Genomic DNA, 22,797 nt, shown 5'->3' with positions numbered 1-22,797 from the left:
ATGAACATTATAAGATTTGCGTTAAGGAAACCAATTGCGATTATGGTTGTCGTACTGTCGATAGCATTCTTTTCCTATAACACCGTAAAAAAGATAAACGTAGATATATTCCCCGAAGTGGAATTGCCTGCGATATACATCGCTATGCCCTACGGGGGATTATCCCCAGCCTATATGGACGGGTTTATGGCGAACGAGTTCCAAAAAGTGCTTTTATTCGTCAGTGGCGTAAAGAACATTGATTTTAAAAGTGTACAGGGATTGACCCTGATGAAGCTGACCTTTTACCAGGGCACGGATATGGCACAGGCTGCCGGAGAGGTATCTACCTTTACAAACCGGGCAATGGGCTTTCTGCCGCCCGGAGCGGTTCCGCCTATGGTCGTCCGGTTTGACGGTAGTTCGCTACCTGTCGGACAGTTGGTTTTCGAGAGTGAACAGCGTTCGGTCAATGAATTGCAGACACTCGCCATTACACGGATAAGACCGATGTTTACTGAAATTTCAGGGATTACTTCGCCAGCACCTTTTGGCGGTAACGTCCGTTCAATCGTGGTCAATATCAACCCCGAAGCCATGCAGGCCAACGGGCTAAGCCCCGAAGAAATAACGACCGCTATTACCAAGAACAGCCTGCCGTCGCCTGCCGGAAATATCCGTATAGGCGATGAAAACCTGATGGCTCCGATCAACTCGATTGCCAAGAACCCCGAAGAATTTCTGAACACACCTGTCAAAACAAGCGATAACAGAACGGTCTATGTCCGTGATGTCGCAAGCGTATTGGACGCAGCAGACCAGACCGTAGGTTATGCCATCGTTAACGGCAAAAGGTCCGTTTATCTGCCGATTATCAAAAAGGCGGATGCTTCCACATTGGATGCCGTAGAAAACCTAAAGGCTTCCATTCCGATGCTGAAAAACCAACTGCCCGAAGATGTGGACGTCCGCTATGAATTTGACCAATCGACGTATATCGAAAGGGCACTCTCCACCCTTATCCACGAGGGCATATTGGGAGCGGTTTTCACGGGATTGATGATATTATTGTTTTTGGGCGATAAACGGGGAGCATTGATTGTGGTATTGACTATTCCGATTGCCATTCTTTCAGCCGTTACGGTATTGCACCTTTTCGGGCAGACCATCAATATAATGACGTTGAGCGGTCTTGCCCTGTCCATCGGTATTCTCGTCGATGAAGCCACCGTAACGATAGAGAACATACACCAGCATTTTGAAATGGGCAAGCCCAAACAGCGAGCCATTTTGGACGCTTTGCTCGAAATCTCTATCCCTAAATTGCTGATTTTGCTCTGTATTCTTGCCGTACTGACACCAGCCTTTATCATGACAGGTATTCCAAAGGATATGTTTATGCCTTTGTCAATGGCAGTAGCATTCGCTATGATAGCATCATTTTTGGCATCACAGACCTTTGTGCCGATTTTGGCCAACTGGATGATGAAGAACAAGCATAACAAGGAAGCCAATACACCGAGAAAAAGGGCTTTCTTTGAAAAATTCCGTGTCAATTATTCCTACCGTATGCGAAAATGGGGAAAGAAATCACTTGTACTCTTCATAGGTTATGTAGCCGTTGCCGGAGGCATTGCCGCACTGTTGCTGAATGTGGTCGGAACAGATGTCATGCCTGTTTCCAACAACGGCGATTTTCAGTTACGTATTCAGGCTCCGCAGGGGAGCAGGCTCGAAAAGACCGAGAAAATCGTCAGTGAAATTACCGATGAAATCCGTGGGATTATTCCCGAAAACGGTATCAACCTTACCTCTGCATTTGTAGGAACTCATTCCGCAGGAACACCTATAAACCCTATCTTCCTCTTTACGAGTGCTTCACACGAGGCTGTTTTGCAGGTCTCCGTCAATCAAAAAGTTTATACAGGATCCATAGAAGATCTGAAAGAAAAAATAAGGGTAAAATTAAAAGAAAAGCACCCTGATGTCGCTTTCAATTTCGAGCCAATGGAATTGACCGAAAAGATTATGGGACAGGGCGCAATGACACCGATTGAGGTAAAAATAGGTGCAAGGCAGATCAACGGCGCTTTTGCACACGCATCGAAGATCGAAGAAAATTTGAAGAAAGTACCTTACCTGCGTGATGTCCGAATTGCAGAAGCGGTTGCTTATCCTACATTGGAAATCAACGTAGACCGCGACCTCGCAGGACAGTTTGGGCTGACCATGCAGGACGTAACCCGAAGCCTTGTAACCGCTACTTCGTCTACACGGTACACGGATAAAAACCTTTGGATCGATCCTAATTCGGGATTGGTGTTCCAAACGCAGGTGCAGATCCCGGAGGCGACCATGAAGTCGGAAGAAATGCTACGGTCAATTCCATTAAAGAAAGGCAGTCTTCGTCCTGTACTGGAAGACGTGGCGACCATACGCAAGGTTACGTCTCCTGCACAGGTGAACCGTAAAGGCCCAAATCGCTACGTTACCGTTGTGGCCAACGTGTACGGTAAAGACTTGGGAACGGCTTCGAGGGCAGTCAAGCAAGCCATTAAAGATGCCGGAGAACCGCCACGAGGCACAACCGTTTGGACTGAGGGAACATTACAGCTATTGGACGATACGTTAGGCAGTCTTTTGGCAGGTCTGGGTGTAGCCATTATTGTGATTTTCCTAATGTTGTCAGCCTATTATCAATCGTTTAAAGTACCGTTGGTCATCCTTTCGGTACTACCTGCCGTAATTGCGGGAAGTCTGATCCTACTCTACCTTACAGGCAGTACGCTCAACCTGCAATCCTATATGGGTATCATTATGTCGCTCGGCGTATCGGTATCAAATGCCGTGCTGTTGGTCAATCAAGCGGAATATTATCGTAAGAAATTAGCATTGAAACCCGCCAATGCCGCAAGGCTTGCCGCTTCTTCCCGATTAAGACCCGTGTTGATGACCGCCGCAGCAATGTTTGCAGGTATGTTGCCAATGGCAATGGGGATAGGCGACGGAGCCGAGCAGGTTGCACCATTGGGCAGGGCGGTTATCGGTGGGCTTATCGCTTCCACAGTTACCATTCTGTTATTGGTTCCGCATTTCTTTTCCTCTCTAATGTCGAGGACTTCCATTGTCAGTCCGTCATTAGACCCTGACGATGACGAAAGCAGATATTATGCAGAGCAATCAGAGCAACAAACGATATAATAAACTTTAAAACAATAAATACAATGTATCACAGCATTTCAATAAATAGAAAATCAACAGCATTATTGGCTATGGCAACCTCGTTGGTATGGGTTCTTTCTGCCTGTTCGCAAAAGGAGGAGAAAAAGGAACAGCCACAGAACGAGGAAACGAAATCGGTTAGTTACCCTACGGCTCCTGTACAGTTCATCAATCCCGAATATGAAATATCGGTTCCGGCAGAGCTGAAACCTTACGAACAGGTAGCGGTATACGCAAAGGTCAGCGGATTTGTACAGCGGTTGTACGTGGACAGAGGCGACCGAGTTCGCAAAGGACAGCTTTTGGCAGTATTAGAAGCTCCCGAAATGGAACAGCAGTACCTTTCGAGCAAATCATCGGAACAAAAGGTATATAACGATTATCTGTACGCAAAACAGGCGTATGACCGATTGGTTGACGCTTCCAAAACAACGGGAGCAGTAGCGGATATTGAATTAGACAGAGCCAAAAGTGCAATGGAAAGTGCCAAATCGGCTTATGATGCTTCCAAAGCAGGTACGGCACATTCCTCACAGTTACAGCAGTATTTGCGTATCACAGCACCGTTTGACGGTGTGATTACGCAGAGGAATGTTTCGGTCGGAGCATTGGCAGGAACGGGAAGCAACACGCCCTTGTTTATGATGGCACAGGGCAATAAGCTCCGCCTAACTTTATCCCTGCCTGAAAAACACGCCGCATCGGTAAGACAGGGAATGCCTGCCACATTTACCGTAAGCTCACAGCCCGACAAGGTATTTGATGTCGTACTTTCCCGTACATCGGGCTTGCTCGACCAACAAGACCGCTCCCTTACATTGGAGTTTGACGTGGACAATCCGTCAGGCGAATTGCAGGGAGGCGATTATGCACAGGTTAAGTTGAAGTTACAGCGTAAAAATCCCTCACATTGGGTACAGAGCAAATCGGTCTTAAATACCCAATCAGGCACTTTCGTACTCACATTGAATGACAACGAGATAAAAAGGGTTCTCGTAAACGAGGGCATTCGTTTAGATACGCTGACAGAAGTCTTTGGAAATCTTTCGCCCGAAGACAACATCATTCTGAAACCATCGGAAGAAATCAAAGAGGGGAAAACCGAGCTTTAGCGAGCTCATCGAAGATAATTAAACTAATAAAACATTAAGGATATGAAAGTAAGATTGAATAAAAGAGCAATGCTCACGTACATTTTAGTAACAATGGGAGGCTTCTGTTTTGCGGGCTGTAACAACAATGAGCAAAATAAAAACGTGGAGCAATCCGTACCAACCGCAATAGCGGAAGAAGAAACAACATCATTACCGGAACAGACCGGTAATGATGTAGCATTTAAAGACAAGGACGGAAAAACCGTATCGTTAAAGTCCTTAAAAGGCAAGGTCGTATTCATCAATTTTTGGGCGACGTGGTGTCCGCCCTGTATTCACGAAATGCCCTCTATCAACGAGTTGAAAAAAACGTTCAAAGGCAATGACAACATTGTTTTTTTAATGGTAGATGTGGACAATAACATCAAAAAATCCAAAGCTTTTATGAAAAATAGAAAATTTGATCTACCGGTATACACGCCAGCCAGCGATATTCCAAAAGATTATTTGGAAAGTTCTATTCCGACTACGGTTATTCTTGACAAAAATGGGGTTATGGTAGGCCGTATAGAGGGTAGCAGGGACTATGCTGATCCGAAGATGATAAAGGCTTTACATGAACTGGCCGAAAGTGATTAACTTAGCTAACACGTAATTTTAAGGAGTATGTCAAACAATAAAAGTATCTCAAAAGAAAAACAGTCTGCAAATAAGTTTTGGCAGTATATTCGGAAAAATAGTTTTTCTATAGTTATGGGTACTGTTCTGCTCACTATGTTCGTCAGCCCGGATGCAAAATCATTCGTACTTCGACAATTAATGGCAACAGGGCTTTTTAATGCAAGCATGGACAAAAAAAGTGCGGATACATCGTCTGCCAATGATTTTGATTTTACGGACGAGAAGGGAAATATTCAAAATACTTCGTCCTTGCGGGGAAAAGTGGTATTCATTAATTTTTGGGCCTCGTGGTGTCCACCTTGTCGAGCAGAATTTCCGTCCATTGAAAAGCTATACACCCAATTCAACGACAACTCGGATATGTTCTTTCTGACAATCAATGAGGACAGCGATCTTCCCAAAGGGCGAGCCTATTTGGATAAAGAGAATTTTTCAGTTCCGTTATATACAACGGTTGGTAATGTTCCGCAAGAGGTGTACTCCGGAGCATTACCCACCACAGTGGTACTCGATAAAAAAGGGAAAATCAGATTTCATCATACAGGATTTGCTAACTACGCCTCCACAAAATTTATCCAACAAATGGAAGAATTGATTCGGGAATAACAATCATCGTATAATATAAAAACTTTACCCCTCATTCCCCTGTCAAAAACACTTTTATTTGCTTAAATTTGCATTCTTATTTTTATCAAGTCAATAATGAGTTTAGCAAAGACGTACAATCCCAAAGAAGCTGAAAACAAATGGTATGCCTATTGGATGGAAAAAGGTTTTTTTCGTTCCACGCCCGACCATCGTGAACCGTACACCATCGTGATGCCTCCACCCAACGTGACGGGCGTCCTGCATATGGGACACATGCTGAACAATACCATACAGGATGTACTGATACGTCGTGCCCGCATGCAAGGCAAGAATGCCTGTTGGGTGCCTGGTACGGACCATGCCTCCATTGCTACCGAGGCCAAGGTCGTCGCTATGCTCAAAGAGCAGGGTATCGACAAAAAATCCTTGACACGTGACATTTTTCTGAAACATGCCTGGGAATGGAAAGAAAAATATGGTGGTATCATTCTGAAACAATTGGAGAAATTGGGGGCTTCCTGCGATTGGGAGCGCACCAAATTTACGATGGATCCTGACCTTTCGGATGCTGTGATCGATACCTTTATCCGCTTTTACAAAGAAGGATACATCTACCGTGGTGTACGCATGGTCAATTGGGATCCCCAGGGCAAAACAGCGCTATCCGACGAAGAAGTCATCCGTAAAGAAGTCAACCAAAAGCTTTATTACGTTCGCTATAAAATCAAGGACAGCAACGAATATATCGTGATTGCAACCACCCGCCCCGAGACGATCATGGCCGATACTGCTATCTGTATCAACCCCAACGACGAACGCTATACACACCTAAAAGGCAAAACCGTATTGGTTCCGCTCATTGATCGTGAAATCCCGGTTATCGAAGATGACTATGTGGAGATGGAATTTGGTACAGGCTGTCTGAAAGTGACGCCAGCACACGACTTGAACGATTACGAACTGGGCCAAAAGCACAACCTCGAAGTGATCGACATCCTCAACGACGACGGAACACTTAACGAGAAAGCTCAAATCCTGATCGGCGAAGATCGCTTCATAGCCCGCAAGACAGTAGCCAAGTTGTTGGAAGAAGCTGGGCAGATCGAAAAGATCGAAGACTATAAGTCCCAGGTTGGATTCTCCGAGCGTACCGATGCCGCGATCGAGCCCAAACTGTCCATGCAATGGTTCTGCAAGATGGAAGAATTGGCCAAACCGGCTTTGGAATATGTAGAAAACGGCACCATCAAACTCATTCCCGAAAAATTCTTTGCCTCCTACAAGCATTGGATGGAAAATGTCAAGGACTGGTGTATCTCCCGTCAGCTGTGGTGGGGACAGCGTATACCGGCTTGGTACAATGAAAAGAATGAATGGGTCGTGGCCAAGACGGAAGAAGAGGCCGTACAGGAATTTGAAAAACAAGGAAAATCCGCTCAAGGCATCCGCCAAGAAGAAGATGTATTGGATACCTGGTTTTCTTCCGGTCTATGGCCGATGTCCGTATTTGACGGAGTACGAAATCCCGACAACGAGGACTTTAAATATTATTACCCGACCAATGATCTGGTTACAGCGCCCGAAATCCTGTTTTTCTGGGTGGCACGTATGATCATCATGGGACACGATTATACACAGCAACCTCCGTTTCGCAATGTTTACCTGACAGGGATCGTACGTGACAAACTGGGTCGCAAGATGTCCAAATCTTTGGGCAACTCGCCCGACCCTATCGAACTGATGGAGCAATATGGCACCGATGGGGTGCGTGTAGGTATGCTCCTGTCCTCCCCTGCCGGCAATGACCTCATGTTTGATATATCCTATTGCGAGCAGGGACGCAACTTTGCCAACAAAATATGGAATGCTTTCCGTCTGGTCAAAGGATGGGAAACGATAGAAGCTCCGGCCACTGTCGCACAAAAAAGTGCTGCATATTGGTTTGAAAACCGTTTCAACCAAGCCGTCGTCGAAATAGACGAACATTTCAAAAGCTACCGTTTATCGGATGCTTTAATGGCTACGTACAAGTTGATATGGGACGATTTCTGTGCATGGTATCTTGAACTGGTCAAACCAGCCTACCAGGCACCTATCGAATCCGAAACCCTCGCTACCGTCAAGCTGTACTTCCAGAAAGTATTGGCATTGGCACATCCATTCATGCCTTTCCTGACCGAGGAACTATGGCACGATGAGCTATTTGGCGAGCGCCAGCCCAAAGACTGTGTCATCGTAGCGACTTACCCGGAGATACGACCTTTTGACGAGGCCATCATCAAGGAATTTGAGATCGTACAGCAGATCATTTCCGAAGTACGCAATATCCGTAACTCCAAAGGTATATCGCCCAAAGTTGCTTTGCCTTTGGCCATCAACACTACAGACGTGGACTTGACCAAGTTCCGGGACGGCATCACCAAACTGGCCAATATCGCCGACTTATCTTTTGTACAGGAGAAAGTGACCGGAACAGTAAGTTTTCTAGCCGGAAAAAGTGAATGCTATGTCAGGCTGGACAACGAAAACGTCGATATTGAAGCCGAACGCGAACGCATCACCAAAGAAATCGAATACCTAAAAGGCTTCTTGGTATCGGTAGAGAAGAAGCTTTCCAACGAGCGTTTCGTACAGAATGCCAAACCGGAAATCGTACAAAACGAACAAAACAAAAAGGCGGATGCCGAAGCCAAAATCAAGATTTTGAAAGAGAGCCTAGCCGGGTTGGAATAGATAGTAGAGACGCAATGCCTGTCTATCCGACAGGTAGACATTGCGTCTCTACCTATTAACCTATTTCTTCTCATTGATCAATAGATCCGTCTTATATCGTACATAGTGCTCATATGTGCCGTTCATCCACATTAAGATGGGTTTTCCCGTATAACCATCCACCACATAGGGACGAATATTATTGGCCGACGAATTGGCCGTAACCGCTTTTTTATTCCATCTTCTTCCCTTTAGCTGCCAATGTTCGATTTCAAACACGCCATTCACCTGACGGGACAAAAATACATTTTGAGGATGATGGTGATCCAACACTACCCCACCGGAATAATGTTCTTCCAATACCTTGCCACTTTTCTCAGGCTTCGTAATGTAGCCTCCGGAATTTAACAATTCCTGATCCTGCCATTGCCTGCCATCCCAACGGGCATAGTGATAGATATGATCACTCACCGAAGGATAACGGGCATATGCCACAACAGGATATCCTTTCTTATCCAATGCAATATCCCATATCCACGATCGGGTCTTGCCCTTATCCGAATCATACAGCTTATTTATACGAGCTATATCCAACGGAGTCTCGGTAAATGCGGCAATAGGTTCCCCTCCGGTCTGATGAAACTTTCCTTTTTCATAGTACATGTGGTACACAGATGACAAACCCAGTTTTGGATGCCCATCAGTAAACAGAAAATGGATTTTTGATTTATTGTCCGAGACAATCTTCAAATATGGTATTTTATTATAACTCCCACCACTGTTTAAATAGCTTTGCGCATTTGACCATGTTTCTCCCAAATCGTCACTAAACGCATAATTCTGTTTCCAATTTACCTCTTTTCCCTGTTTTTCGTGGCTTCTGAAAAACATATAAATACGATTGTTTTCATCCGAAAGCATCACCGGATTGGAGTAACAGATTCGGTCTTTAAGACCAAAAGTCAGTACCCTTTCTTCCTCCCAAGCACTTATATCCTCGGAATTTTTGCTTTTACGCATAAAAAATCTACCATTGTGCTCGGTATAAAATGTCAAGATCTTACCATCGGGCAAAAACAAAATTGACGGCACGTTGTGATCATCTATCTGCAACTTTTCGTGCAAGACAAAAGTTTCTACCACCTTGCTACGCATATCGCGGGCGCTGATGACCACATCCCCTTTTGAATTAATGTAGCCATAATAGATACGTTCCTGCTTTGCTTTATAATAGACGGCTCGAGGATCCGCATACCAACACCAGGTGCCGTCTTCAGCTGCAATGCGATAGGTAGATGCAACAGGCGCATTAGCTTGTGCGGTTACGTTAACGAAATAACATAAACCTATAAAAAACAAGAAGATAGGCTTTACATTTACGGTACAGTACATATTAAAGTTTTCTTTCATAAGATTTGTATTTTAGGCTACAGTTTTATTCAACTACGATTAAAGTGCTTCAGATTAGATTTTTAATCTCCTACGTTTAAAAGTACAACTTTTTTCAAAAAAATCATAGACTTATATAGACGGCAACCCCAATTCCTTCAAAAATTCATTGTGCCTGTCCGTAGCTTCTTTTATCTTTTTGTTGATATCGACTAGTTCTTCGTTTACCTTTTTTAAATCTATCTTTTCTTCTTCAACCGCTGTGCTTACATTTCGCTCCGACCCTCGCAACTAAAATATGGTCACCATTATAACTTGGGTTTTTTGATTTACCAATAATTCCTGTAGAACCATAAAGCTCAAATTCTCCTCCTTCGTAATTTTTGTCTTTTCCAGACGAAATATTAAAACAAAAATTTCCTAATTCACTCTCCTCCCACTCTCCCTCATTCTTAAATTCAGGAAAACGCAAATCGGGTATTAGTTTTTGCCTACTCATTCTCCACCGCCTTTAAAATGTTTTCTACCGAGTTTTTATCTATTTTAGAAAAGGCAAACCATTTTTTACCCAAATCTTTGAGCGATGCCCCCAAATGAAACACGTCTTTGTGGTCAATAATCAAAAAGCGGTCATGACTTTTGGTAAAGGTCTTGAGCTCAAAATAGCCGTATTGTGTGTTAGCTTTTTCAATGTCTAAGGTCAATTGTTTGCTTGTGTTTTTAGAGAGCAATAACACCTTTACGTTTTTATTTTTCTTGGCTAAATGCGTAAGGGTATTTTCATCAATATAGTTGTCGATTAACACAATACTTTTTTTTGCCGAGCGAATAATTTTCGAAGCCAATCCGTAAGCATCAAACACTTGTCCGTCAAAAAACACGCCTTGGTTGGGCAGTTCAGCTGATTTGATTTGAAAAGAAATCTCGTTCACTCGACCCGCAAGATGTTCTACTGTGTTTTCAATGCGGTTCATTCGTTGATTAAGTGCATATCCTTTGAGTAAATAATCTCTTAAAACATTGGTCGCCCATATTCTAAACTGCGTACCTTGTTTGGACTTTACACGATAACCTACTGAAATGATGATATCAAGGTTGTAATATTCTAACTTACGTTTTACGTTTCTGTTTCCTTCTTTTTGAACCGTCAAGGATTCCTTGACAGTTGCCTTTTTTTCCAACTCGCCTTCTTTAAAACAGTTATTAATGTGCAGACTGATATTTTGCTTAGTTTGCCCAAAAAGTGCAGCTATTTGTACTTGAGTCAACCAAACGGTTTCTTCGTCAATTCTTACCTCAATGTGTTCGGCAAGTTCGTTTGGTTTGTATAATATTATTTCGTCTTTCATTTCCTAACTCTATTATTTTGAGTGTCGCCACGGTAAAACTGCTATGCGCTGTAGCGGCTTTGCATCTTCTTGAGCATAACACTCATGAAAGCGTTTCCTTATTCATAAGCCTTCAATCCACTGATTTCACGTCCATCGGCTTGTTTTTTCAACAATGGGATCAAGTCGGTCATCAGTTCCTCCTCTTTGATACTACGCTCCTTCCAGCTCAGTTCCAACGGCTCCAATAAATCGGTAAGCTTCTCACCATCAAAAATCAATCGACCAATAATATTTTCCGTAAAATTCATCAAATCGGCTGTCTGCAATTGATGCCTGTGGGCAATTTTGGCCAACTCTTTTTGATATTTTTCTATTTTAAAGGTCTGGTAACCTTGTTTGAGCTTATCGACATCCTGTCCAGTGTGCCAATCCAAGCTATGGATATAATCTGTCAGATCCTCCTGCTCTTCCATCAGATTTGCCGTAGAACTCAACAAACGGATGATTTCGCCCTTGGTCATTTTCTGCTTCGAAGGCTTCATTTGCAGATTATTTGCGACCAGGTTCATGATATAATCGTAGTCTATCACCGCAGAAGCAAACAGTACAAACTCAAAATCCAACTGTTGTATATCAGCAGGGGCATTGTCCCCTTCCCTATCCTGTATGGCTTTAAATTGTTTAGCCGTTTCTATATAGGAGCTCCTGAACGACTGCAAGCGATCGCCTGGCAGGATATATTCGATTTGTCGTTTTTGATTTTCGTCCAGATCGGTGTATTGGTCGAGTTGGGTTTTAAGCCGCTGTACTTCTTTGAAGTTTTTGACAAAAGCAATCTTGGCACTATCTCCCCTTAAGTTATGCACTTCTTCGGGTTCGCACGCCAGGTTATTTGCTTTCATAAAGTCACCCAAGGTTTCTACGGCTTCTTTATACTTCTCAATGACCACAGATGCCGGCTCGACCATCCATATCTTGAATGCCTTTTCGGTACTTTCTCCGGAGAACAATGCAATAGCCTGATTTACCTGCTCTTGTTGCGAACGGAAGTCCATGATATTTCCATACGGCTTGGTATCGTTTAGCACACGGTTGGTACGGGAAAATGCCTAGATCAATCCATGGTATTTTAGGTTTTTGTCTACATACAGCGTATTCAAAAACTTGGAATCAAAACCTGTCAACAGCATATCCACGACAATGGTAATATCTATTTTATTATTGTGCGGGTAATCTTTGTTACTGTATTTTTGGTCTTTGATACGTGCCTGCACATCCTGATAATATACATCAAACTCACTGATGCTGTGGTTGGTTCCGTATTGCTTATTGTAATCACGGATAATCTCGATCAACGCCCACTTCTTTTCTTCCGGATTCTGCTTATTGTCTTCTTTCTCCTGCATTAAATCCTCCTGTATCTGCTGAATATCTTTATTTCCTTCAGCAGGAGGCGAGAATACACAGGCAATATTGAGCGGAACATAGTTCCTATCGGATTTTTTCCTTAATTTCTGTGTCTCTTTAAACAAACGATAGTATTCTATCGCATTATTGATAGAAGCTGTGGCCAGAATGGTATTGAATTTTCGATGATTCGTCGCCGAATCATGTTTTTCCAAAATGGCTTCCACTACAGCCTGTTGGGCAATGGCTTCCCCCGGCTTGGGATCTATATCTCCTTTGCCCTTGTAATAGTCTATATGAAAGCGCAACACATTTTTGTCTTCAATAGCATGCGTAATCGTATAGGCATGCAATTGCTTCTCAAAAATAGATTCGGTAGTTTTATAGCTTGCCTCTTCTCCTTCCCGAATCGTATAGGAGGAGTTGTCCGAAAAAATGGGGGTTCCTGTAAAACCAAACAATTGTGCGTTCGGGAAGAACTCTTTTATCGCTTTGTGGTTTTCTCCGAACTGCGAACGATGGCATTCGTCAAAGATAAATACGATCCGGCTATCCTGAAGTACTTGCAACCGTTCTTTGTAATTGTTTTTGCTTGAATCGTCCAATGCCAATCCCAATTTTTGAATAGTGGTCACGATTACCTTGTCCGCATAAGCCGTAGACAACAATCTTCTGACCAATGTTTCGGTATTCGTATTTTCCTCCACGCTTCCTTCCTGAAACTTATTGAACTCTTCCCTGGTTTGCCTGTCGAGGTCTTTTCTATCCACGACAAACAGGCATTTGTCAATATCCGGGTTTTCTTTCAGCAATGTAGAAGCCTTAAAGGAAGTCAATGTTTTTCCGCTTCCTGTTGTATGCCATATATAACCGTTACCACGATTCTGGTTGATACATTCTACAATAGCCTTAACTGCATATATCTGGTAAGGACGCATGACGAGCAGTTTCTGTTCGCTTTCCACCAGTACCATGTACTTGCTGACCATTTCGCCCAAAGTACATTTGGTCAAAAACTTTTCGGCAAATAAATCCAGATGTGTAATTTTCCTATTGTTCTCATCCGCCAACTGATACACAGGCAAAAACTGTTCATCGGCATTGAATTGAAAATGTTGGTTTTTATTGTTTGCGAAGTAATAGATCAAGGTATTTTAGCATCTCCTTATGTTTGTCCTGTCCATGTTTCCTCGAAGATGAACGTTGTTCAGGCGTTTTTGCAGACGGAATGAGACAATTTGTGTCAAATAGTACCAAATCGTCTCAAATAGTCTCAAAATTTCATTTTATCGGATCCCTGTCTTTACGTTTGTCTTGTTCATACATCTCGCGAGAAGGGATACCTGCCGGCAAGTAGGGAACAAAAATGGTAAAGGAAAACACCAATGGAAAGAGCTCACCAAGGTGTAACAATCCAATACCAACAAACATTATGGTTTAACTTTTAAATTTTAGTATCATGTCTATTAAATTTAATGTTCAAGGAATCGGCAATCCGCAGGATGCGAATGCCCCTAAAAAGTTCTATGCCCGTCCGATCAGCAGTGGTGAGATCACTTTGGAAGATCTCGCCTCGGACATCTCACACGCTTCGTCTATCAACGAGGCTGATGTGATGGCAGTACTCTACAGTCTCGTACGCGAAATCCCGCGCAATCTCTCTCATGGCTATATTGTCCGTTTGGGCGGTCTAGGTTCGTTCCGTTTGGGAACAGGCAGTCTCGGCAGCGACACCGCAGAAGAAGTGACAGCGGCTAATATCCACCGCAAACGTGTACTGTTCCATAACGGCAAGCGTATTAAAAACGCCCTAAGCAGTTTAACTTTCCAGAAAAACGAGTCCTAAGATCAAAGCTAGGACAAACAGACAGGCCGGCATCCAAAGATGCCGGCTTTTTTTTGTGCCCAAACGCCTCAAAATGACTACGGCAATTCCAGAAAAACAAGGTTTGTTTTTACAAAAAGAAACTTCGTTTTTCCAAAACGGCCACCGCCGTTTCCCCAAAACAAACCTTGAGTCGAAAAAGTTGTCACGGCCATTTCTAGACCTTACTTTTTTCATCGGACAGATACCAAAAAATATTTTCGTGAAAAATTTTCCTTTTAAAAAAACTAAAAAATCAAGAAGTAAATCACGAAAACAAAACAATACCTAACACAATCCCAACAATCATAATAACGTATAACAAGATTTCGTTTTTAGCGAACCTTTTATATCTCGTCCAAAAGGAATAGTCTTCTTTCTGTTGTTGATTTTTCATAATTATTGCTTATAACTCTACCCCTAACTGTGCTTTCACGGCCTGTAAATGAACTTCTTCTTGGGTAGTGAGGGCAAACACAGCATAACGCAAAGCCGAGGCGGAATGTCTTTCAACCGCTTGTTCAAAAAGTTTATCCCACACCCTTCCTCCATTTCGCTCGTATACAGTGATAAGTTCTCGGAGACTATCCTCGCCAAATGCAGCAATATGTCCTGCAAAATCCATAGAAGGGTCATTCCCCTGCCCTTCAGACCAATCGATTATACCAGTCACTGTAGCTTCGGTATTGACCAATATGTGTCCCGCATACAAATCGCCATGCACAAAAACCGTAAAATCTGGCCACAACAAGTCGTTATCTACCCATTGAAGCCAACGCTTTTCCAATGAATGAGCCATTCCCAATTCTCGCTTGACCAACTGAATCTGTTCCAAAAGCTCTTGACGGCTTGTAGCAATAGTCGAAGATTTGACACCTTTCTTAGCCAATTCATCAAGAGAGATTCGATGCAGTTCGACCAATGTGTCGGCCAATGAAGTCACATATCTGGGATCTTGCATATCCATATTCCAGGTCACGGCATAGGTCCGGGCATCGAATGTCAACGCCGGCGGATCAGGCAATAGTGGATATGCAATAAATTCATCGCTCACAATCTGCCAATCGGGAACAGCTACCGAAAGATATTCTTGTGCCAATTGCAGTATATTCTGCTCCCCCCGAATCTGCGCAGACATATCGGGGCGCCGAGGGATACGCAACACCCATTGGTCGCCATTGAGATCCGTCGCAAAACCAACACTAAAATCTATACCCATCTCGTTGAAATGAATATCATCGGTAATATGTAGGCCATGACGGGCCGCCAAGGCCACTATTTCGTTATTCTTCATCGTAAATAAATAATAAACCACAAAGACGAGAAAATTCAGCTATTTTTCCCAACTACTTCCCGATACAAAACTTTCCAAAAATAGTACCCAAAATATCCCTGTCTATATCGATATCACCTGTGATACTCGATATATGACGTAAAGCCGTACGCACCTGATGGGCAAGCAAATCACCAGACATACCGGAAGTTATACCCAATTCAACTTCTTCAAGGGCACCATACGCCAGCTGCAAGGCTTCCAGATGACGTGTATTGGTAATGATCTGCTGACCTGCTAACTGTGTATCTTTGATCACATCGACCAGAATATTTTTCAAGGGCTGGACACTTTGCGGATCTTTGGCCGAGATGGCGACTATCGTATCCGTATATGCCGTAAATAACGCAGATTTAAGAGCTTTATCCATTTCGTTTTCAAAGTAGCCTCCCTTAAGATCAATTTTGTTACGGACAAGTACAACTTTCAAACCATCAAAATACAAAGATTTGACCTGATCGATCACTTCATCCGCCGTATTGTCATATTCGTCATACAGGTATAGCAAGACTTTGGCTTGTCTGACTTTTTCTTTGGCTTTGATCACTCCGATAGCTTCGATGGTATCCTGCGTGTCACGAAGCCCGGCTGTATCGATAAAACGAAAGGTGATTCCGTCGATATTGAGTGTCTCTTCAATCGTATCACGGGTTGTACCTGCAATATCGCTTACGATGGCCCTTTCTTCATCCAATAAAGTATTGAGCAAAGTAGATTTTCCGGCATTGGGCTTCCCAATGATAGCTACGGGTACACCGTTCTTAATGGCATTGCCGTATGCAAAAGAATCCATCAAGCGGCGAATATGTGTCCTTAGCTCTGCTACCAATTGTAGAAACTGATCCCGATCTGCAAATTCTACATCTTCCTCCGAAAAATCCAATTCCAATTCCAATAATGCAGTGAAGTTAATGAGCTTGTCACGCATTTCCTGCAATTTATTACTTATCCCACCACGCATTTGGTTCATGGCCACTTCATGCGAGGCTCTATTCTCTGCAGCAATCAGGTCAGCTACCGCTTCGGCTTGTGCCAAATCCATACTACCATTGAGAAAGGCCCGTAAGGTAAATTCTCCAGGATTGGCCGCACGTGCCCCCTCGCGGATCAGCAACTGGATGACGCGTTCTATGATATATTTAGAATTGTGTGTAGATATTTCGACTACATCTTCCTTCGTATACGAATACGGGGCAACAAAAAGAGAGACCAACACTTCATCCACAATAGTTTCTCCATCCCGGATAGTACCAAAATGAATAGTATGTGAGACCTGTTGAGCCAAATCCTTTCCCTTAAATACCCTATTCGTAATGGAAATAGCTTGAGGACCCGACAACCGTATCACTGCTATGGCGCCATTCGCACCCGGTGAAGTAGCCAAAGCCACAATGGTATCTTGAGAAAGCAATGCTGATGTAGACATGCCACAAAAGTATAAAAAAAGCTGAACACAGTGAAGTCCCGAAAAACGAAGTGAATCGGGATAAAACGGGAAAAGCGAAATAAGGCTACGTTCATAACATTATTATAAGGATTAAGGATGATTGATTTATTCCTCCCCTTTTTCCTGACAAAACAACCCCACCATTACAAACCATCTTACCAAACACACATCTCTAACTCACCAATCTATAAAAACCACATTTAGAACTGAAATAAACACAAAACAAATATACTTGCAAAACAAAACACACCATGAAAACACCATAAAAACCTAAATTTAAAACGAAATCACCAACACAAATCAATATTTTTCATCAAAAACACAAAAACATTCAATTTTTTATATGATTTTTTCAAAAAAAATTACAAAAATTCAAAAACATAACTTATTTTTGAATCGAAATAAGAAAAAAAACTCAAACATTATCAAAATAACCCAAATGTCAAACATCAGATTTGCATCAGTAAATGCAGCCGCAGCAAGACATGTATCTGCAGAAGAAAAAGTAGAGACAAAAAGAGCGTTAAACATTTATGGCAAGAACGTATTTACCATTGCCAAAATGAAGGACTATCTCCCGAAGACAACCTACAAAGAGTTGACCAAAGCCATTGAAGAAGGCGAACCCATTACACGTGAAGTAGCAGAATTTATTTCCCAAGCCATGAAAACATGGGCTATCAGCAACGGTGTATCGCATTATACCCATTGGTTTCAACCCTTGACAGGATCTACGGCCGAAAAACATGACGCTTTCTTCGAACCGGATGATAATGGAGAAGCTATCGAAAAATTCACGGCCGATGCTTTGGTTCAACAAGAACCCGATGCATCGTCCTTTCCTAACGGGGGTATCCGCAACACATTCGAAGCCAGAGGTTATACCGCTTGGGATCCTTCATCTCCGGCGTTTATCTACGAGACTACTGCCGGCAAGACACTTTGTATCCCTACAGTATTCGTTTCATACACAGGTGAATCATTGGACTACAAAGCACCATTGTTGAAAGCAATCAATGCAGTAGACAAAGCTGCTACCGATGTCGCACAATATTTTGACAAATCAGTCACTAAAGTAAATGCGTCGTTAGGTATCGAGCAGGAATATTTCTTGGTTGATCTGGCACTATACTATGCCCGTCCGGATCTACAACTGACCGGACGTACCTTATTCGGACACATGTCTGCCAAAGGACAACAGTTGGAAGACCATTATTTCGGTGCGATTCCAGAGCGTGTATTAGCCTTTATGGTAGATCTGGAAAACGAAGCCTTAAAACTAGGCATACCTTTGAAAACCCGTCACAACGAGGTCGCTCCTTCTCAATTTGAGTGTGCACCGATGTACGAAGAAATCAATTTGGCCATCGACCACAACCAATTGCTGATGAACCTAATGGAACAAGTGGCTATCCGCCACAATTTCAAGGTATTGTTGCACGAAAAGCCATACAGTGGTGTCAACGGATCGGGCAAGCACAATAACTGGTCGTTGATCGCCAACACAGGCGTAAACCTGCTTTCGCCAGGGAAAACACCGAAAAACAACCTGATGTTCCTGACATTCTTTGTCAATACGATCAAAGCAGTTTACGAACATGCAGACCTGCTTCGTGCCTCTATCGCAAGCCATAGCAATGACCACCGTCTTGGAGCCAACGAGGCACCTCCGGCGATCATTTCCATCTTCTTGGGTTCTCAATTGGACGAGTTACTCGAAGAAGTTGAATCTGCACGTGTAGCGAAAAAAGTAAAAGCCGAAGCCAATCTATGGCATGGTATCCCTAAGATTCCGGAACTGAAATTGGACAACACAGACCGTAACCGCACCTCTCCTTTTGCATTCACGGGCAATAAATTTGAGTTCCGTGCTGTGGGATCTTCCGCGAACTCGGCTTTACCGATGACGATATTGAACGCGATCGTCGCGGCACAATTGATCGAATTCAAGACGGAAGTAGACAAACAGATCAAAAAGGGCACCAAGAAAGACCTGGCTATATTGAACGTCATTCGTAAATACATCAAAGATTCGAAAGCCATCCGCTTCGAAGGCAACGGATACAGCGAGGAATGGGCACAGGAAGCAGAAGCCAGAGGTTTGTCCAACATCAAGTCCACACCGAAAGCATTGGATGTGTATGTGACAGAAGAATCACTGGATCTGTTCGAAAAGCTGGGCATCTATTCAAAACGCGAGTCCGAAGCACGCCACGAGATCCTGTTGGAAAATTTCTACAAAAAACTGCAAATAGAAGCTCGTGTGATAGGCGAAGTCGTCAACAGTCAGATTGCCCCGGCTTGTTTTACGTACCAAAACGAACTGATCGAAAATGTCAAAGGCCTAAAAGACCTCGGACTGTCCAAAGAGGCATATTCCTCACAGATCAATCTGGTAGAACGTATCTCCAAACATGCCAACACCATCCTAGAGAAGTCGGAAGAAATGCGCCAAGCACGCAAGAAAGCCAATACAATCGAAGATGTAAGGGAGAAAGCTATTGCTTATGATGAAATCGTCAAACCTTACTTTGACGAGATCCGCTACCACGTCAACAAACTGGAAAAAATCGTCGACGATGCCAAATGGCCACTTCCAAAGTTGCGTGAATTGCTGTTCATCCACTAGTAACTAATCAATCACTTATATGCCAAGCTGCCCCCTAAAAAGGGCAGCTTTTTTGTTTCCCTCTCATTATCTACCCTTAGTGTCCGCTACGCTAAACACTAAGGATAGTAAGCAATAAAAAAGGGCCGCCTCAAAGAGACAGCCCATCATCTAACTAAATAAAGCGATGATTATTGCTTACTTATTAGCCACCAAAGTAACTTTAAAATTAATTTCTTTCGAAATCAAGTCATCTTGCTTACCTTCATAATTGACACCCCAATCTTCTCTGGCAATATTGAAATCAGCAGACGCTTTTACTGTCGTATCGGTGATCTCTTCTACCTTTGTGTCAAAAGAGATGTTTTTAGAAATTCCTTTGATCGTCAAGTTACCCGATACCACTACATCATTGGCAGTAGCACCTGCCTTGACCTCAGTGATATGAAAAGAAGCCTCAGGGAATTTAGCTACATCAAAGAAATCTTCACTTTTCAAATGTCCATCCAATTTCTCTTTCCATTCGCCTTCTTGGTCTTTGGAATCGATGGTCGTCATATCAAACACGAAATCTCCACCCGTGATAGTACCATTTTCTACAGCAATCGAACCCGATTTGATGTTCACAGTTCCGTAATGCGAACCTGACACTTTGTTTCCTGTCCATTGCAATTGGGACTGTGTCGCATCCACCGTGTAAGTTGAACCTTGCACTTCAGCTACTTCAACAGCCTCTGAAGTTTCTGCTTTTTTTCCTTCCGGATTACCCACGCATGAAGCTAATACCATAGCCGCTGCCGCAGAGAATAAAATAACTTTTTTCATTTTCGATCTTTTAGTAATAAATATGTGTTTAAACTTCTATTTCGTAACAAAAATAAAACAATATTGCTTTAGTCAAAGGTGCATTTTATTTATTAACATTCAGCAGACAATTCTTGTCTAATGGCCCGATGGTTGTGCATCCACTCGCTTGATGTTTGCTCCCAATGCCTTCAAACGCTCCTCGATATCCTGATATCCCCGCTCGATCTGTTCAATATTCAGAATCGTAGACTTTCCCTGTGCCGATAATGCTGCAATAAGCAAGGAAACGCCTGCACGGATATCCGGAGAAGACATTTGTATTCCTCTCAGTTGCGTTTGTTTGTTCAGGCCGATGACGGTTGCTCTGTGTGGATCACACAGGATGATCTGTGCCCCCATATCGATCAGCTTGTCAACAAAGAACAGACGGCTTTCGAACATTTTCTGGTGGATCAGCACATTTCCTTTGGCCTGTATAGCCGTAACCAATACAATACTTAATAAGTCCGGAGTAAAACCCGGCCAGGGCGCATCCGCAATAGTCAGTATAGAACCATCGATAAAAGTATCAATTTCGTACGAATCCTGTGCAGGAATAAAAATATCATCCCCCCTTAACTCCATTTTAATGCCCAAACGGGCAAATACCGAAGGAATAATACCTAATTCCTTATAACAAACATCCTTGATCGTAATTTCTGATCCGGTCATAGCCGCCAATCCGATAAATGATCCGATCTCGATCATATCGGGCAACATGCGGTGTGTGGTTCCTCCCAGTTCCTTTACCCCTTCGATGGTCAACAGATTCGAGCCTATGCCCGATATCTTTGCTCCCATACGGTTCAGCATCTTGCACAGTTGCTGTAGATAAGGTTCACAAGCCGCGTTGTACAAGGTCGTTGTGCCTTCCGCCAATACCGCAGCCATAACGATATTGGCTGTACCCGTGACCGAAGCTTCGTCCAAGAGAATATACGTTCCCTTCAACGCTCGTGCGTCAACATTGAAAAAATGTTTTTCAGCATCATAGACAAACTTAGCACCAAGCTTTTCAAAGCCCAGGAAATGTGTATCCAAGCGCCTGCGACCGATCTTGTCTCCTCCCGGTTTGGGAATAGCAGCTTTGCCAAAGCGTGCCAATAATGGCCCGACAATCATGATGGATCCCCGCAAGCCCCCACCTTTTTGCTTGAACTCGTCCGAAGTAAAATAATCTATATTGATATTTTTCGCCTCGAATTCATAGGTGTCTTTGCTCAACCTCGTCACAGTCACACCCAACGAACGTAACAGGTCGATCAAGTTGTTGACATCCTTGATATCAGGTATATTGCTGATGGTCATCTTTTCGGCTGTCAGCAGTACAGCAGACAGGATCTGTAAGGATTCATTTTTTGCTCCCTGGGGAATGATTTCCCCTTTCAAGCGCTTACCGCCTTGTATCTCGAATGCATTCATGGTGTGTCTCTTGATAAAAAAAACTTAAAAAAATGGAACTTGCAAAAACAGTTTGAGGCATGCAAATCCTACCCGGCTGTAGCCTTATTTTTTGTAATTACTGTGCTGAAAGCTTTTTTTACCGTTATTTTGATGCTGCTTCTTTTTATTATTGTTGGTGTTTTGCTTCTTGTTCGTAGCACTCTTCTGGTTACTCTGTGTATTTTGTGTGTTCTTCACACGGCTACCCGGAGGAGGTGTTTTAAAGTCTAGCTTGGTCAATACTGTATCTTCTGGTAGACGCAATATACCTCCAGACATATCAGCCAGATCAAGGATGATCTGCAGGTCATTGACCGAATCCTTATTCCATGTCAGGTAAGCCATCTTCATGAAATTCGCTATGGCCAAAGCCATCTTGGCCCTTGATTCCTCATCGGCTTGGGCCACGGCCTTTTGGATCATTTTCTCGGCGATATGTCCATAGTGCTTGAAGCGTATCCTGTTCTGTGGATACGGGATAGGTTCGGGTTTATGATGTATTTCACCTTTCTTGGGTATCGGATACGGCGAATCTACATCAATCTTAAAGTCCGAAATGATATAAAGATGGTCCCATAGCTTGTGCTTGAAGTCCGAAACATCCCTCAAATGTGGGTTCAGGACACCCATCATGTCGATCACGACCTGCGCCAATCGGTTTCTCTCCTCCTTAGAAGGTACCGTACAGATATAATCTACCATATTCTGCACATTTCTTCCATACTCCGCTAGAATAAGCTTAGGACGGGTACTGTTGTAATCAAAAGTCATATTACTGTGTTTTTACGTTTTGAAACGTTTTATTTTCTATTTTATTTTAAAATTATGATCGTTAAATAGGTTATGGAAGTCG

General features: G+C 43.1%; 17 protein-coding genes. 7 read left to right on the top strand and 10 right to left on the bottom strand.

The genetic code is table 11. The features are described 5' to 3' along the window. The 5 genes from G5B00_RS14800 (at position 1) to G5B00_RS14780 (ending at position 8,297) form a co-directional block, all read left to right on the top strand. Complete coding sequence (locus G5B00_RS14800) at positions 1–3,180, top strand: efflux RND transporter permease subunit (protein WP_163877080.1); 3,180 nt, start codon at positions 1–3, stop codon at positions 3,178–3,180. A gap of 23 nt (positions 3,181–3,203) precedes the next feature. Further along, positions 3,204–4,313, top strand: a complete 1,110-nt coding sequence (locus tag G5B00_RS14795; RefSeq protein WP_163877077.1) for an efflux RND transporter periplasmic adaptor subunit — start codon at positions 3,204–3,206, stop codon at positions 4,311–4,313. A gap of 42 nt (positions 4,314–4,355) precedes the next feature. Further along, on the top strand, positions 4,356–4,934 hold the full coding sequence (locus G5B00_RS14790; protein ID WP_240894524.1) for a TlpA family protein disulfide reductase: 579 nt from the start codon (positions 4,356–4,358) through the stop codon (positions 4,932–4,934). Between the two features lie 27 nt (positions 4,935–4,961). Further along, positions 4,962–5,582 (top strand): TlpA family protein disulfide reductase, encoded by a 621-nt coding sequence (locus G5B00_RS14785; RefSeq protein ID WP_163877075.1) that lies wholly within the window; start codon positions 4,962–4,964, stop codon positions 5,580–5,582. 96 nt (positions 5,583–5,678) lie between these two features. Then, positions 5,679–8,297, top strand: a complete 2,619-nt coding sequence (locus G5B00_RS14780; RefSeq protein WP_163877073.1) for a valine--tRNA ligase — start codon at positions 5,679–5,681, stop codon at positions 8,295–8,297. 60 nt (positions 8,298–8,357) lie between these two features. Here G5B00_RS14780 and G5B00_RS14775 read toward each other — a convergent pair whose 3' ends face one another. The 5 genes from G5B00_RS14775 to G5B00_RS18040 form a co-directional block, all read right to left on the bottom strand. Further along, positions 8,358–9,686, bottom strand: a complete 1,329-nt coding sequence (locus G5B00_RS14775; protein ID WP_163877070.1) for a BNR-4 repeat-containing protein — start codon at positions 9,684–9,686, stop codon at positions 8,358–8,360. A gap of 232 nt (positions 9,687–9,918) precedes the next feature. Then, on the bottom strand, positions 9,919–10,164 hold the full coding sequence (locus tag G5B00_RS14770) for a hypothetical protein (protein WP_163877067.1): 246 nt from the start codon (positions 10,162–10,164) through the stop codon (positions 9,919–9,921). Next, positions 10,157–11,014 (bottom strand): RhuM family protein, encoded by an 858-nt coding sequence (rhuM, locus tag G5B00_RS14765; protein WP_163877065.1) that lies wholly within the window; start codon positions 11,012–11,014, stop codon positions 10,157–10,159. Before rhuM ends, G5B00_RS14770 begins: the two co-directional genes overlap by 8 nt. 98 nt (positions 11,015–11,112) lie before the next feature. Next, the gene (locus G5B00_RS18045) at positions 11,113–12,084 is read right to left on the bottom strand and encodes a type I restriction endonuclease subunit R, EcoR124 family (RefSeq protein ID WP_205966437.1); all 972 of its coding nucleotides are present in this window, start codon (positions 12,082–12,084) and stop codon (positions 11,113–11,115) included. Positions 12,085–12,105: 21 nt separating this feature from the next. Then, positions 12,106–13,551: a UvrB domain 3-containing protein gene (locus G5B00_RS18040; protein ID WP_205966436.1), complete on the bottom strand. Its 1,446-nt coding sequence runs from the start codon at positions 13,549–13,551 to the stop codon at positions 12,106–12,108. 311 nt (positions 13,552–13,862) lie between these two features. Between G5B00_RS18040 and G5B00_RS14755 the strand changes: the two genes are divergently transcribed. Next, positions 13,863–14,249 carry an HU family DNA-binding protein gene (locus G5B00_RS14755; protein ID WP_163877062.1) on the top strand — a complete coding sequence of 129 codons (387 nt, stop codon included), beginning with the start codon at positions 13,863–13,865 and terminating at the stop codon, positions 14,247–14,249. A gap of 424 nt (positions 14,250–14,673) precedes the next feature. Here the strand turns inward: G5B00_RS14755 and G5B00_RS14750 are convergent, their stop codons facing one another. Then, positions 14,674–15,561: a macrolide 2'-phosphotransferase gene (locus tag G5B00_RS14750; RefSeq protein ID WP_163877060.1), complete on the bottom strand. Its 888-nt coding sequence runs from the start codon at positions 15,559–15,561 to the stop codon at positions 14,674–14,676. Between the two features lie 52 nt (positions 15,562–15,613). Then, positions 15,614–17,026, bottom strand: a complete 1,413-nt coding sequence (gene mnmE, locus G5B00_RS14745; protein ID WP_163877057.1) for a tRNA uridine-5-carboxymethylaminomethyl(34) synthesis GTPase MnmE — start codon at positions 17,024–17,026, stop codon at positions 15,614–15,616. A gap of 460 nt (positions 17,027–17,486) precedes the next feature. On the opposite strand from mnmE, the gene G5B00_RS14740 reads away from it, so the two are divergent. Next, positions 17,487–19,676, top strand: coding sequence for a glutamine synthetase III (locus tag G5B00_RS14740; protein WP_163877054.1), 2,190 nt, complete (start codon positions 17,487–17,489; stop codon positions 19,674–19,676). 177 nt (positions 19,677–19,853) lie between these two features. Here the strand turns inward: G5B00_RS14740 and G5B00_RS14735 are convergent, their stop codons facing one another. From G5B00_RS14735 to G5B00_RS14725, 3 genes are all read right to left on the bottom strand, one after another. Further along, complete coding sequence (locus tag G5B00_RS14735; RefSeq protein WP_163877051.1) at positions 19,854–20,480, bottom strand: YceI family protein; 627 nt, start codon at positions 20,478–20,480, stop codon at positions 19,854–19,856. Positions 20,481–20,597: 117 nt separating this feature from the next. After that, positions 20,598–21,923 carry a UDP-N-acetylglucosamine 1-carboxyvinyltransferase gene (gene murA, locus G5B00_RS14730; protein WP_163877048.1) on the bottom strand — a complete coding sequence of 442 codons (1,326 nt, stop codon included), beginning with the start codon at positions 21,921–21,923 and terminating at the stop codon, positions 20,598–20,600. 84 nt (positions 21,924–22,007) lie between these two features. Next, a complete protein-coding gene (locus G5B00_RS14725) occupies positions 22,008–22,715 on the bottom strand; it encodes a DUF4290 domain-containing protein (RefSeq protein WP_163877045.1) in 708 nt (235 codons plus the stop codon). Positions 22,716–22,797 lie beyond the last annotated feature (82 nt).

The sequence above is a fragment of the Parapedobacter sp. SGR-10 genome (assembly GCF_011030405.1).
Classification (GTDB): Bacteria; Bacteroidota; Bacteroidia; order Sphingobacteriales; family Sphingobacteriaceae; genus Sphingobacterium.
Note: the sequence above shows the minus strand (reverse complement) of the source record. Positions and strands in the feature narration are given on the sequence as shown.

What these genes read in the sequence shown, in the direction of transcription:
- G5B00_RS14800 (WP_163877080.1), top strand. Translation starts at nt 1, where the DNA reads ATGAACATTATAAGATTTGCGTTAAGGAAACCAATTGCGATTATGGTT.
- G5B00_RS14795 (WP_163877077.1), top strand. Translation starts at nt 3,204, where the DNA reads ATGTATCACAGCATTTCAATAAATAGAAAATCAACAGCATTATTGGCT.
- G5B00_RS14790 (WP_240894524.1), top strand. Translation starts at nt 4,356, where the DNA reads ATGAAAGTAAGATTGAATAAAAGAGCAATGCTCACGTACATTTTAGTA.
- G5B00_RS14785 (WP_163877075.1), top strand. Translation starts at nt 4,962, where the DNA reads ATGTCAAACAATAAAAGTATCTCAAAAGAAAAACAGTCTGCAAATAAG.
- G5B00_RS14780 (WP_163877073.1), top strand. Translation starts at nt 5,679, where the DNA reads ATGAGTTTAGCAAAGACGTACAATCCCAAAGAAGCTGAAAACAAATGG.
- G5B00_RS14775 (WP_163877070.1), bottom strand. Translation starts at nt 9,686, where the DNA reads ATGAAAGAAAACTTTAATATGTACTGTACCGTAAATGTAAAGCCTATC.
- G5B00_RS14770 (WP_163877067.1), bottom strand. Translation starts at nt 10,164, where the DNA reads ATGAGTAGGCAAAAACTAATACCCGATTTGCGTTTTCCTGAATTTAAG.
- rhuM (WP_163877065.1), bottom strand. Translation starts at nt 11,014, where the DNA reads ATGAAAGACGAAATAATATTATACAAACCAAACGAACTTGCCGAACAC.
- G5B00_RS14755 (WP_163877062.1), top strand. Translation starts at nt 13,863, where the DNA reads ATGTCTATTAAATTTAATGTTCAAGGAATCGGCAATCCGCAGGATGCG.
- G5B00_RS14750 (WP_163877060.1), bottom strand. Translation starts at nt 15,561, where the DNA reads ATGAAGAATAACGAAATAGTGGCCTTGGCGGCCCGTCATGGCCTACAT.
- mnmE (WP_163877057.1), bottom strand. Translation starts at nt 17,026, where the DNA reads ATGTCTACATCAGCATTGCTTTCTCAAGATACCATTGTGGCTTTGGCT.
- G5B00_RS14740 (WP_163877054.1), top strand. Translation starts at nt 17,487, where the DNA reads ATGTCAAACATCAGATTTGCATCAGTAAATGCAGCCGCAGCAAGACAT.
- G5B00_RS14735 (WP_163877051.1), bottom strand. Translation starts at nt 20,480, where the DNA reads ATGAAAAAAGTTATTTTATTCTCTGCGGCAGCGGCTATGGTATTAGCT.
- murA (WP_163877048.1), bottom strand. Translation starts at nt 21,923, where the DNA reads ATGAATGCATTCGAGATACAAGGCGGTAAGCGCTTGAAAGGGGAAATC.
- G5B00_RS14725 (WP_163877045.1), bottom strand. Translation starts at nt 22,715, where the DNA reads ATGACTTTTGATTACAACAGTACCCGTCCTAAGCTTATTCTAGCGGAG.